A 12561-nucleotide genomic window follows, 5' to 3' on the forward strand; every position below is an offset into this window, starting at 1 on the left:
CGTTGCGCAGGCGCGATCGTACGGGGGCGGCGGCGTGTTGGATCCCGCCGGTTGTTCGCTAGCGCTCACGGCCGCCCACCCTATCCCCGAGCCCACCGACCCCTGCCGATAGATTTGCCGCCATGGCAGCCGTGCTGGAGTTCACCGACGTCACCGTACGCCGCGGGGGCAACGCCCTTCTCGACTCTGTGAGCTGGGTGGTCGAGGAGGATGAACGCTGGGTCATCCTCGGCCACAACGGCGCCGGCAAGACCACGCTGCTCCAGACCGCCGCGGCCCAGCTCCACCCGACCTCCGGTGTCGTGAAGATCCTCGGCGAGCAGATCGGCCGCATCGACGTCTTCGAGCTGCGCCCGCGCATCGGCCTCACCTCCGCCGCGCTCGCCGACCGGATCCCGCGCCACGAGCTCGTCCGCGACGTCGTGGTGAGCGCGTCCTACGGCGTCGTCGGCCGCTGGCGCGAGCACTACGACGACCTCGACCACGACCGCGCCCAGGAGCTGTTGATCGAGGTCGGCATCAAGCACCTCGGCGAGCGGAGGTTCGGCACCCTGTCCGAGGGCGAGCGCAAGCGGGTCCAGCTCGCCCGGGCGCTGATGGTCGACCCCGAGATGCTGCTCCTCGACGAGCCGGCCGCCGGTCTCGACCTGGGTGGTCGTGAGGACCTCGTCTCGACGCTGTCGACGCTCGCCTACGACCCCGACAGTCCGGCCACGGTGCTCGTCTCCCACCACGTCGAGGAGATCCCCCCGGGCTTCAGCCACGTCCTGATGATGCGCTCGGGCCGGATCACCGCCCAGGGGCTCATCGAGGACACCCTGACCGCGGCCAACCTCTCCAAGACCTTCGGCATGCCGCTCGAGCTGGAGGCGAGCGACGGCCGCTACTGGGCCAAGCGCCGCGCCCGCCACACCCGCTGACGCCGACTCAGTCGAGCGGCTCGATCGAGGACAGGAACTCGTCCCAGGAGTCGGCCAGGCGCTCCCGTGACACGGGAGTGACGTTGCCCGCGGCGTCCACCTCGGTCTCGCTGCTCTGGTGCCAGACCGAGCCGTGGTCGGCACCCGCGACGGCCAGCAGGAACAGACCGCCGCCGGCGTCGCTGCCGACCGGGATGAACCCGTCGGGGATGACGTCGCTCTGCGTGTTGAGAAGGTGCCACAGGCTCGACCACTTCGGGACGTCCCCGACGCCGCAGATGATCTCGATGCCGTGGTTGTTGTACCCCTCGAGCGCGCCGCCGTCCTGCGTGGCCAGATAGTCGCGATACGGCTGGGGAAGCCGGGCACCCAGCCGCTCCTCGAGCTCCTGCAGCTTGCTCGCCGGGGCGGCGGGGAAGGTTTCCTCATAGGTCAGTGACGTCACTAGGAGCGTCCTTTCGCGATGGCGACGCCGCCGGCGTGGCGTACGGCGTCATGGATCTCTCTGGGTACGAGCAGCAACGTAGTGCCGTCCTGGTGATGGTGCCAGGTGAGCTCGTTCTCGCGTCGGTAGCGGGCCGTGGTGCCGGTGGCCCGGTCGGCCGCGGAGAAGTCGGTCGTGTGGTTTCCGTCGAAGTGCGGCGTGATCGTCGTGGTCTTCTCGGCATAGGGCGAGAAGTCGGGATAGCCGTCGTCGGTGAACCGGACGCCGTTGGGATACTTCCGCTTCAGGTCGTCGGTCCAGCGGTCGCCGTCGTAGACCTTGCCGGCGTAGTGCCAGTTCGAGGGCAGCTTGCCGCTGGGCAGGCGCTGGACGCCTTCGGGGATCACCCGCCCGCGCGAGTCCACGTTGCGTTGGGGGACGTTGTTGGCCAGGTCGGTGTCCTGGTCACGGCGCTGGTTCGCGTCCTGGCGGAGGGTGTCGGCCTCCTTGCGCTTGCGCTCGGCCAGCCGCACCAGGGCGTCGCGCAGCCGGTCCACCGCCGTCTCACGGACATCTTCGACGGCGTCGTTGAGTCTGTTGTTCATGTCTGAGCTCCTCAGGAAGAGAACAGCGGAAGCGCTGAGAGCCGGGCGGCGAAGGTGTGACCGATCTCCAGCTGGTCCAGGCCGCAGTCGTCGATGGCCTCCGCGATCTGGTCCATCAGGTCGAAGCTCAGGTCGATCCCGGCGACGTCGTCGCCGCTGGTCACCAACGGCGCCTCCAGTGCGCTGGTCGCGAGGTCGGTGATCGTGCCGCTGAGAGGTTCGATCACCATCGACGCGACCTGCCCGATCAGCTCGTCCATGGCGATGTCGGTGGCGATGTCGAGCGCCTTCTTCCGTGCGGCGATGATGGCCGCGTTGGCGGCGAGGCTGGCGCCTGCGGTCACCACCGCGGTCGCCGCGGCCGCGGCGATCTGCGCGGCCGTGATGGTCAGCTCGGCGATGACCTTCACCTTCAGGGCCACCACGGCGTCGGCCAGGATGTCGATGCCGGTCGCGACCGCGGGCAGCGCGTCGAGCAGCTGGTCCAGGTTGGAGGTGCGGTTGTCCGCGTACGCCTGGATCAGGGCGCTGACGGACTTCGACTTGGTTCCCTCCTGGAGCTCGAGCATCCGGCTCTCCAGCCGGTCCAGCGTGTCCCGTACGTCGGACTCGAGGTCCCGAACGAGCTGCGCCGCGTCGCGGACCGCATCCTCGTCGACGTTCGGCCACTCGTATCCGAGCAGATCGAGGACATAGTCCAGCTCCGCCGGGATCGTCATCCCCATGCGTGTCACCCTCCCGAAGATTCGCCCGGATCGAAGCCCAGGAGCAGGGTTCCTGGGGGATGTGGAACGCTACCGGGAGTCGGCCCGAGGTTGCGACTGAATTTCGGTACGCACGCCGGTGCGAAAAGATCCCCGCGCGACGTGCGTCGTCCCGCTAGGGTGATCGCCATGGACTGGCAGGAGTGGGACTGGGCGATCTGGACGGCACTGGGAGCGCTGCTCGTCGTCGGAGAGCTCTTCAGCCTCGACCTGATCCTGCTGATGCTCGCCACCGGTGCCTTCGCGGGCGCGGTGACCGGCGCGTTCACCGACAGCTTTGCGATCCAGGCGATCGTCGCGCTGGTGGTCTCGGTCTCCATGCTCGCGGTCGTACGTCCGGGCCTGGCCAGGCGGCTCCACAACGGCCCGGAGATCCAGATCGGCGCGCAGAAGCTGATCGGCGTCCAGGCCGTCCTCCCCGTGGAGATCAGCGCCCACAAGCCTGGGCAGCTCAAGCTCGAGGGCGAGCTCTGGACCGCTCAGCCCTACGACGAGACGCTCGTGATCGCGGCCGGCACGCCGGTCGAGGTGCTCGAGATCAGAGGAGCGACGGCGTACGTCCATCCTCTTCCGGAGCTCGGGACTCCGTAGTTTCCGGGCAACCTGACGCAACTAAACCTAGACAAGGACTGATTGGCAATGGGTGGCATCATCCTGGCCCTTCTGGTCATCTTGGCGGTGCTGGTGATCACCACGCTGGCCAAGACGATCAAGATCATCCCGCAGGCGCGGGTCGGCATCGTGGAGCGCTTCGGCAAGTTCCAGTCGAAGCGTGACCCCGGCCTGAACGCGGTGATCCCGTTCGTCGACAAGGTGCGCTACATGATCGACATGCGTGAGCAGGTCGTCGCGTTCGCGCCGCAGCCGGTGATCACCGAGGACAACCTGACCGTCTCGATCGACACGGTCATCTACTTCCAGGTCAACGACCCGGTGGCGGCGACCTACGAGATCGCCAACTACATCCAGGCCGTCGAGCAGCTCACCATGACCACCCTGCGCAACATCGTCGGTGGCATGACCCTCGAGGAGACGCTGACCAGCCGCGAGCAGATCAACTCCGGCCTCTCGATCGTCCTCGACGAGGCCACCGGCCGCTGGGGGATCAAGGTCAAGCGCGTCGAGATCAAGTCGATCGACCCGCCCATGTCCATCAAGGACGCGATGGAGAAGCAGATGCGCGCCGACCGCGACAAGCGCGCCGCGATCCTCACCGCGGAGGGTCAGCGTCAGTCCGCGATCCTCTCCGCGGAGGGAAACAAGCAGTCCGCCATACTCAACGCCGAGGGTCAGCGCGAGTCGCAGATCCTCGCGGCGCAGGCCGACCGGGAGGCCGCGATCCTGCGTGCCCAGGGTGAGGGCCAGGCCATCCAGACCGTCTTCCAGGCGATCCACGACGGCCGCCCGGACCAGTCGCTGCTGGCCTACCAGTACCTCCAGATGATGCCGAAGATCGCCGAGGGCGACGCCAACAAGGTCTGGATCGTGCCGAGCGAGATCGGCAAGGCCCTCGAGGGCCTCGGCTCGACGATGAACAGCCTCAAGGGCATCCCGGACGACGTCGAGGGCCCGGTCAAGCGCGTCGACATGGGATCGGCCGAGCCGACCCTCGACCTCGAGCAGTCCTCCGCGGCCGCGGCCGTCGAGGAGGCGCTCGCCGAGGCCAAGCAGGCAGAGGCCCCCAACCGGCCCCAGCCGCCGGCAGAGCCTACGGCGTAGATGGATCCTCTCCAGTCCGTCCTCATCCTGATCGCCGGGGTGGGGGCGGGCACCATCAACGCAGCCGTCGGGTCCGGGACGTTGATCACGTTCCCGACGCTGCTGGCCTTCGGCGTACCTCCGGTCGTCGCCAACGTGTCCAACACGATCGGCCTGGTCCCGGGCTCGCTCGCCGGCGCCTGGGGCTACCGTCGCGAGCTCGCCGGGCAGCGCGGGCGGATCCTGCGGCTCGGGGTCGCGGCGCTGATCGGTGGCGCCGTCGGCGGGATCCTGCTGCTGGTGCTCCCGCCGGGCGCGTTCGAGGCGATCGTCCCGGTGCTGATCGGGCTCGGGGTGGTCCTGGTGATCACCGGCCCGCGCATCTCCCGGTGGGTCGCCAGACGGCACGGCGACCTGCCTGACGACGGCAGCGAGCGCTGGTGGGTCTGGCCCGCGGTCGCGATGCTCGGCGTCTACGGCGGCTACTTCGGTGCCGCCCAGGGCGTGCTGATGATCGCGATCATCGGCATCGGGGTCGCCGAGTCGCTGCAGCGTCTCAACGGGCTCAAGAACATCCTGGTCGCCATCACCAACGGCATCTCCGGGCTCATCTTCGCCGTGGTGGCCGACGTCGACTGGCAGATCGCCGCGCTGATCGCCGTCGGCGCGGCGCTCGGTGGTCTCCTGGGTGCCAGGATCGGCCGCCGGCTGCCGCCCAACGTGCTCCGCGGTGTGATCGTCGTGGTCGGCATCACGGCACTGGTCGCCTTCCTGCTGGGCTGAGTCTGCTGGGATGGAGCCATGGAGCTCTACGAGGCGATGCGGACCACCCACGCCGTACGCGACTTCACCGACGACCCGCTGCCCGACGAGGTCCTCGCCAGGATCCTCGACAACGCCCGGTTCGCGCCCTCCGGCGGCAACCGGCAGGGCACCCACGTCGTGGTCGTACGCAGCCAGGAGACCCGCGAGCGGATGGCCGAGCTGACCGCGACGGGTGCCCGTAGGTACATCGCGCAGCAGCGGGCGGGGGAGATGCCCTGGAACACCGTGCATCCGACGGCGGTGACCGAGGAGCAGATCGCCGAGACTCGGGTGCCGCGTGGGATGACCGAGCCGCTGCGTACCGCTGCGGTGGTGCTCGTCTTCCTCGTCGACCTCGGCGTCGTCGCCTCGATCGACTCCGAGCTGGACCGGGTCGGTGTCGTCTCCGGCGCCTCGGTCTATCCGCTGGTGTGGAACACGCTCCTGGCCGCGCGCAACGAGGGGTTCGGTGGCGTGATCACCACGATGGCGGTCGCCGAGGAGCCGGCGCTCCTCGAGCTGCTCGGCGCCCCCGAGGGCCACGCGGTCGCCGCCGTCGTGCCCTTGGGCAGGCCCGTCAAGCAGCTCACCAAGCTGCGCAGGCAGCCGGTCGAGGAGTTCGTCACCCTGGAGACGTACGCCGGGACGCCCCTGGCATGACTGATGGCGGGGTCCCGGAGGACCCCGCCATCGGCGTCAGAGTGTTTCTACTCGTTCTACTCGGCCTTCTCCGCCGAGGCCGGGACGGAGACCGGCCCGGTGCCGTTGCTGTGGCCGTCCTCGACGACCGCGATGGCGAAGTCGTCACCGTGCTCGGTGACGCCGGTGATGACGGCCTGCTCGACCGCCTCCGCGGCGTACTGGCCACGCACGATCAGCGGGTCGCTCTGCAGGTCCTTCTGCAGCGAGACCACCAGACCGACCATGATCACCGTGAACGGTAGCGCCGCGACGATGGTGATGTTCTGCAGACCGGTGAGTGCGCCGTCGCCACCGCCGGCGGCGACCAGACCGAGGATGGCCACGACACCGGTCGCGATACCCCAGAAGATGACCGTGGGACGGGTCGGCTCCTCGGAACCTCGCTCGGAGAGGGTGCCCATCACGATCGAGGCAGCGTCGGCTCCGGAGACGAAGAAGATCGCCACCAGGGCCATCACCAAGACGCTCATGACCGTTGCCAGCGGGAACTGGTCGAGCGTGGTGAACAGCTGCGACTCGGCGCCACCGAGACCGGCGATGTCGACGGTGCCGTCGCGCTGCAGATCGATGGCGGTGCCGCCCATGATGCAGAACCAGATCACGCTGACGGCGCTCGGGACCAGGAGCACGCCGGCGACGAACTGCCGGATGGTGCGCCCGCGCGAGATCCGCGCGATGAACATGCCGACGAACGGCGTCCAGGAGATCCACCAGGCCCAGTAGAAGACGGTCCAGGAACCGAGCCACGCCGAGGTCTCCTCGCCGCCGACGCCGGTGCGGGCCGACATCTGGGCGAGGTCGCCGATGTAGGTGCCGAGCGAGGTCGGGATCAGGTCGAGGATGAAGACCGTCGGTCCGACCACGAACAGGAAGATCGCCAGCAGGAAGGCCAGCACCATGTTGATGTTGGAGAGCCACTGGATGCCCTTGGCGACACCGGAGACGGCGGAGATCACGAAGCAGGCCGTCAGGACGGAGATGATCCCGATGATCAGACCGTTGCCGATGTTGCCGATTCCGGGGAAGATCTCCAGGCCGCTCTTGATCTGGAGAGCACCGGTGCCCAGCGAGGTCGCCGAACCGAACAGCGTCGCGAAGATCGCGAAGATGTCGATCGCCTTGCCCGCGGGACCTTCGACGGTCCTCTTGCCGAGCAGCGGGGTGAACGCCGAGGAGATCAGGCTGACGCGGCCCTTGCGGTAGGCGCCGTAACCGATCGCCAGGCCCACGACCGCGTAGATGGCCCACGGGTGCAGTGTCCAGTGGAACATCGTGGTCGCCATCGCGTGCTGGATGGCCTCCGGGTTGCCGGCCTCGCCGGTGCCCGGTGGCGGGGTGACGAAGTGCGAGATGGGCTCGCTGACGCCGTAGAACATCAGGCCGATGCCCATACCGGCGCTGAACATCATCGCGATCCAGGAGGCCGTGTTGAACTCCGGCTTCTCGTCGTCACGACCCAAGGGGATGTTGCCGTACTTGCTGACGGCCAGCCAGATGATGTAGATGACAAAGCCGCTGGCGGTGAGGACGAAGAACCAGCCGGCCTTGTCCAGCACCCAGGCGAGGGCGTCACCGGCGACCTTCCCCATGCCGTCGGTGTTGATGAATCCCCACGCCATGAACGCGATGGCGATGGCCGCCGCGATGCCGAAGACGACCCAGTCGATTCCCTTGCGTTGGTCCTGTTCGCTCGAGATCGGCAGGTCCAGCGCGGGGTGGGGAACAACCTCGCCCGTGGGCGATCTGATGAGGGCCGCGGAGTTGTGATGGTCGGAATTTGTCGGACTGTCTGTCTTCTTCTCAGAAGTCACACTGTTGTCCTTCCGGTTGGTTTCGGGACCACAGCACCCTAACGCGCACCGTATTTGCCTTCTGTTCACCGGGGTCCGCCATGGCCTGCGACGTCTGAGCCTCACACGGTGGAAATATTGCGGCCCTACCGTTGATCCCATGCGCTACCGGCAGAGTCTCCACGGGCACGGCTTCGAGTTCGACGGTCTGGTGGAGGTGCTGGCGCGGGCGACGCCGCTGCGCTCCGGCGACGTCCTCGCCGGGTGCGCCGCACGGTCCGACACCGAGCGGTTCGCGGCTCGGATGGTGCTGGCCGACCTGCCGCTGAGCGCCTTCCTCGAGGAGCAGGTGGTTCCGGCCGAGTCCGACGACGTCACCCGGCTGATCCTGGAGACCCATGACGAGGACGCGTTCGCCCGGGTCAGCGGCCTGACCGTGGGGGCCTTCCGGGAGTGGCTGCTCGACGCCGCCGCGCGCCGCGACACCGCAGCGTTGAGCGCGGTCGCGCCGGGAGTGACTCCTGAGATGGCTGCGGCCGTCTCCAAGATCATGCGCAACCAGGACCTGATCGCGGTGGCCGCGGCCACCGAGGTGGTGACCGGCTTCCGCACGACGATGGGCCTGCGGGGACGGCTGGCGACCAGGCTGCAGCCCAACCATCCGACCGACGACCCGGCCGCCGTCGCGGCCTCGGTGCTGGACGGACTGCTCCTCGGCTCCGGCGATGCGCTGATCGGCATCAACCCGGCCTCCGACAACCCACGCACGGTCGCCGACCTGCTGCGTCTGCTCGATGACGTACGTCTCCGCTACGAGATCCCCACGCAGAGCTGCGTCCTGACGCACGTGACCACGACGATCGACCTGATCGAGGCGGGGCTGCCGGTCGACCTGCCGTTCCAGTCGATCGGCGGCACCCAGGGCGCCAACGAGGGGTTCGGGGTGACGTTGGCGATGCTGGCGGAGGCCGACGAGGCGGCCCGGTCGCTGGGGCGCGGCACGGTCGGCGACGAGGTGATGTACTTCGAGACCGGCCAGGGGTCGGCCCTCTCCGCCGACGCCCACCTCGGCGCCGGCGGGCGGCCGGTCGACCAGCAGACCCTGGAGGCGCGGGCGTACGGCGTGGCCCGGGCCTTCCGGCCGTTCCTGGTCAACACGGTGGTCGGCTTCATCGGTCCCGAGTACCTCTTCGACGGCAAGCAGATCATCCGCGCCGGGCTCGAGGACCACTTCTGCGGCAAGCTGCTGGGCGTGCCGATGGGCGTCGACGTCTGCTACACCAACCACGCCGAGGCCGACTCCGACGACATGGACAACCTGCTCACCCTCCTCGGCGTCGCCGGTTGCACGTACGTGATGGCCATCCCGGGCGCCGACGACGTGATGCTCGGCTACCAGTCGACCTCCTTCCACGACGCCCTCTACGCCCGCCAGGTCCTCGGCAAACGCCCGGCGCCGGAGTTCGAGGAGTGGCTGAGCGCCGTCGGCCTGCTCGATCCGGACGGTTCCGTACGCGACATCGACCCGGCCACCACGGTGCTGAAGGAGCTGGCCCGGTGAGCGCGCGATGAGTGAGTTCTGGGAGCCGCTGCGCCGAGCCACCCCTGCCCGGATCGGCTTGGGAAGGGCCGGCAACGCGGTCCCGACCGCCGAGTTCCTCGCCTTCGGCGCCGCGCACGCCGCGGCCCGCGACGCGGTCCACCTTCCGCTCGACGTCGCCGCCCTCGTCGAGGCGCTCGACGGCCTGGGACTGGGTACGCCGTTGGCGGTTGCCTCCGCGGCACCCGACCGGGCCACCTACCTGACCCGGCCGGACCTCGGTCGGGTTCCCGGTGCCGACCTCGACCTCGCGCCGGGCGGGGCCGAGATCGCGGTCGTCGTCGCCGACGGGCTCTCCGCCGAGGCGGTGGCCAAGCACGCGGTGCCGCTCCTGGAGCACCTGATCCCGCTGCTCGACGGGACCATGACCGTCGCCGCGCCGGTGGTCGCCACCCAGGCCCGGGTGGCGCTGGGCGACCACATCGGCCGGGCCCTGGGCGCGCGACTGGTCCTGGTGCTGATCGGGGAGCGGCCCGGGCTCTCCTCGAGCGACTCGCTGGGCGCCTACCTCACCTGGGACCCGCAGCCCGGCATCCTCGACTCGGCCCGCAACTGCGTCTCCAACATCCGCCCGCCCCACGGTCTGGACCATGCGACCGCCGCACGCACCATCGCGAGCCTGGTCGCCGGGGCCAGGGCGCTCGGCGCGACCGGCGTGGCACTCAAGGACGGATCTTTCACAGGGCTGTTACCTGGCGCGACGACCGCCGCCACGCACGATTCCTAACCTCAGGCTCATCCACCCCCACGAGATCCGGAGGCGTGCCATGCCCGAGGCACACGAAACCGTCGAGCTGGTCCAGCTAGACGACGAAGCACATCTGGCCAGGCTCGGCTACAAGCAGGAGCTGGCCCGCACCTGGTCGGGGTTCTCGAACTTCGCCATCTCGTTCTCGATCATCTCGATCCTCGCCGGCTGCTTCACCACGTTCGGCCAGGCATGGAACAACGGCGGACCGGTGGCCATCTCCTGGGGCTGGCCGATCATCGCCGGCCTCATCCTGATCATCGGCTTCACGATGTCCGAGCTGGTCTCGGCGTACCCGACCTCGGGCGGCATCTACTGGTGGGCGGCCAAGCTCGGCGGACCGGCGGCGGGCTTCTTCACCGGGTGGCTGAACCTGATCGGGCTGCTCGCGGTGACCGCCAGCGTGGCGTACGGGGCCGCGACCTTCCTCGACCTGACGCTCTCGACCCTGAGCGAGGGCTGGGCGGAGGGCTACTCGCTTGGCCGCGTCTACCTGATCTTCCTGGTCATCCTGGTGCTGGCCGCGCTCGCCAACATCTTCTCCAGTCACCTGCTGGCCGTCATCAACAACATCTCGGTGTGGTGGCACGTCGCCGGCGCCGCTGTCGTGGTCCTGGTGCTGGTCATCGTCCCGGACCACCACCAGAGCTTCAGCTACGTCTTCACCGAGCGGATCAACAACTCCGGCTACGCCGACGCGAAGTATTGGTTCCTGGTGCTCCCGCTCGGGTTCCTGCTGACGCAGTACACGATCACCGGCTTCGACGCCTCCGCACATCTCTCGGAGGAGACCCAGGGCGCCGCCGACGGCGCGGCCAAGGGCATCTGGCGCTCGATCTTCTACTCCGCCGTCGGCGGGTACGTCCTGCTGCTGGCGTTCCTCTTCGCCGTGCAGGACCCCGAGGGCGTGAGCGAGGGCGGTGGCGCGGTCGATGTGATCTTCGGTCAGGCGCTGCCCACTTCCTGGCACTTCGTGGTGCTGCTGATCTCGACCGCCGGGCAGCTCTTCTGCACCACCGCCTGCCTGACCAGCGCCTCCCGGATGACGTACGCCTTCTCTCGCGACGGCGCGGTGCCCGGCTCCTCGCTGTGGGCGAAGGTCAACGAGTCCCGGAAGGTCCCGGTCAACGCGGTGCTGCTGGTCGCGGTCGTCGGCGCGGTCATCACGCTCCCCGCGCTCTGGGGCGTCGGTGGCATCCCGCTGGCCTTCTACGCGATCACCTCGGTCGCGGTGATCGGCCTCTACCTCGCCTTCGCGATCCCGATCTTCCTGCGCTGGAAGGCCGGCGACTCCTTCGAGACCGGGCAGTGGACCCTCGGCCGGCACTACAAGTGGCTCAACCTGGTCGCCGTCGCCGAGATCGCGATCATCTCGGTCTACTTCATCCTGCCGTTCGTGCCGTCGGGCTGGATCACCAGCGACGACTTCTCGTGGGAGTCGGTCAACTACGCCCCGATCCTCACCGTCGGCTCGCTGGTCGTCCTCGCGATCTGGTGGGCGGTCTCGGCCCGGACCTGGTTCAAGGGGCCGAAGACCACCCTCGACTGACGCCGGGGCTCAGACGCCGTACGCGGCCAGCCAGCGCTCGATCTCGGCGTAGGCCTGCTTGCGGACCTCGGGGCGCGACAGGATCACGTCGTGCTTCGCACCGGGGACGGCGACGTAGGTGACGTGGCTGCCGATCGCGGTCGCCCAACGGCGGATCTGGCGCACGTCGAGCACGATGTCGGTCGAGTGGACGAGCTCGCCCATCTCCTTGGGCTTGCTGGAGCGGTCCGAGGAGAGCACCAGCACCGGGGCCTTCACCTTCAGGCCCCGGTGGAGCCGGGAGTGGCCGTCACGGATCGCCTTGAGCCAGCCGAGCCGGATCGGGTAGGAGCCGACCGGCTTGAGGCCGAGGTCGAACTCCCACTCGCCGTCGTGCTCGACGTGGAGCGACATGGTGTAGAAGCCGCTGACGTCGCGGCCGAGCTCACGCATCGGCGCCCGGTGGCCGATCCGGCGGACCACCGGGGTGGCGACCTCGCGCAGCAGGAAGGAGCCCTGCAGGTCGAGCCACGGCGAGTTGAGGACCATCCCGGCCAGCTCGTCGGGCTGGCGGTCGTCGGCCCACAGCGAGGTGGTCAGACCGCCGGTGGAGTGGGCACTGAGCATGACCTTGGCGTGGCCGTCGCGCTCGGTGATCCGCTCCCAGGCGGCGTCGATCTCGTCGAAGTACTCGCCCAGATCACCGACGTACGTCCCCGACTGGTGCTCGCGCAGCGAGCGACCGTACTTGCGCAGGTCGAGCGCATAGAAGTCGTAGCCGCGTGCGGTCCACCACTCGGCGTACTCCTTCTGGAAGAAGTAGTCGGAGAAGCCGTGCACATAGAGGACGGCGGCCTTCGCGTCGCCGTCGGCGGGCCGCTTGACCAGCGTGGCCACGACCTGGCCCTCGAAGTCTTCGGCCAGCTCGATGGTCTCGACGGTGTAGGGCTCACCGAGTACGTCGATCGTCATGACGGC

General features: G+C 68.8%; 13 protein-coding genes. 8 read left to right on the top strand and 5 right to left on the bottom strand.

Translation table 11 applies throughout. From position 1 onward, the window contains the following. The first annotated feature begins 122 nt into the window (after positions 1-122). A complete protein-coding gene (locus ACIA03_RS16170; RefSeq protein WP_396984188.1) occupies positions 123-920 on the top strand; it encodes an ABC transporter ATP-binding protein in 798 nt (265 codons plus the stop codon). 7 nt (positions 921-927) lie between these two features. Here the strand turns inward: ACIA03_RS16170 and ACIA03_RS16175 are convergent, their stop codons facing one another. The 3 genes from ACIA03_RS16175 to ACIA03_RS16185 are packed head-to-tail and all read right to left on the bottom strand — an operon-like array spanning position 928 to position 2674. Continuing rightward, positions 928-1365 (bottom strand): SMI1/KNR4 family protein, encoded by a 438-nt coding sequence (locus ACIA03_RS16175; protein ID WP_396984190.1) that lies wholly within the window; start codon positions 1363-1365, stop codon positions 928-930. Further along, entirely contained in the window at positions 1365-1949 is a 585-nt protein-coding gene (locus ACIA03_RS16180) for an HNH endonuclease (RefSeq protein ID WP_396984193.1), read from the bottom strand. Before ACIA03_RS16180 ends, ACIA03_RS16175 begins: the two co-directional genes overlap by 1 nt. Positions 1950-1960: 11 nt before the next feature. After that, positions 1961-2674 carry a hypothetical protein gene (locus ACIA03_RS16185; RefSeq protein WP_396984195.1) on the bottom strand — a complete coding sequence of 238 codons (714 nt, stop codon included), beginning with the start codon at positions 2672-2674 and terminating at the stop codon, positions 1961-1963. A 168-nt stretch (positions 2675-2842) separates the two neighbouring features. Between ACIA03_RS16185 and ACIA03_RS16190 the strand changes: the two genes are divergently transcribed. From ACIA03_RS16190 to ACIA03_RS16205, 4 genes are read left to right on the top strand one after another with little or no spacing between them, the layout of a single operon-like run. Further along, complete coding sequence (locus ACIA03_RS16190) at positions 2843-3304, top strand: NfeD family protein (protein WP_396984197.1); 462 nt, start codon at positions 2843-2845, stop codon at positions 3302-3304. A gap of 48 nt (positions 3305-3352) precedes the next feature. Continuing rightward, on the top strand, positions 3353-4432 hold the full coding sequence (locus ACIA03_RS16195; protein WP_396984199.1) for an SPFH domain-containing protein: 1080 nt from the start codon (positions 3353-3355) through the stop codon (positions 4430-4432). Further along, entirely contained in the window at positions 4433-5194 is a 762-nt protein-coding gene (locus ACIA03_RS16200) for a sulfite exporter TauE/SafE family protein (protein WP_396984201.1), read from the top strand. Positions 5195-5212: 18 nt separating this feature from the next. Further along, positions 5213-5875, top strand: coding sequence for a nitroreductase family protein (locus tag ACIA03_RS16205; protein ID WP_396984203.1), 663 nt, complete (start codon positions 5213-5215; stop codon positions 5873-5875). Between the two features lie 56 nt (positions 5876-5931). Here the strand turns inward: ACIA03_RS16205 and ACIA03_RS16210 are convergent, their stop codons facing one another. After that, positions 5932-7728, bottom strand: a complete 1797-nt coding sequence (locus ACIA03_RS16210) for a BCCT family transporter (RefSeq protein ID WP_396984205.1) — start codon at positions 7726-7728, stop codon at positions 5932-5934. Positions 7729-7867: 139 nt separating this feature from the next. Between ACIA03_RS16210 and ACIA03_RS16215 the strand changes: the two genes are divergently transcribed. The 3 genes from ACIA03_RS16215 to ACIA03_RS16225 are packed head-to-tail and all read left to right on the top strand — an operon-like array spanning position 7868 to position 11604. Beyond that, a complete protein-coding gene (locus tag ACIA03_RS16215; protein WP_396984207.1) occupies positions 7868-9268 on the top strand; it encodes an ethanolamine ammonia-lyase subunit EutB in 1401 nt (466 codons plus the stop codon). Positions 9269-9275: 7 nt separating this feature from the next. Beyond that, on the top strand, positions 9276-10034 hold the full coding sequence (gene eutC / locus ACIA03_RS16220; RefSeq protein ID WP_396984209.1) for an ethanolamine ammonia-lyase subunit EutC: 759 nt from the start codon (positions 9276-9278) through the stop codon (positions 10032-10034). Between the two features lie 40 nt (positions 10035-10074). Continuing rightward, positions 10075-11604 carry an amino acid permease gene (locus ACIA03_RS16225; RefSeq protein ID WP_396984211.1) on the top strand — a complete coding sequence of 510 codons (1530 nt, stop codon included), beginning with the start codon at positions 10075-10077 and terminating at the stop codon, positions 11602-11604. Positions 11605-11613: 9 nt separating this feature from the next. Here the strand turns inward: ACIA03_RS16225 and ACIA03_RS16230 are convergent, their stop codons facing one another. Continuing rightward, entirely contained in the window at positions 11614-12555 is a 942-nt protein-coding gene (locus ACIA03_RS16230; protein WP_396984213.1) for an alpha/beta hydrolase, read from the bottom strand. Positions 12556-12561 lie beyond the last annotated feature (6 nt).

It is taken from the genome of Nocardioides sp. NPDC051685, assembly GCF_044453405.1.
Classification (GTDB): Bacteria; Actinomycetota; Actinomycetes; order Propionibacteriales; family Nocardioidaceae; genus Nocardioides.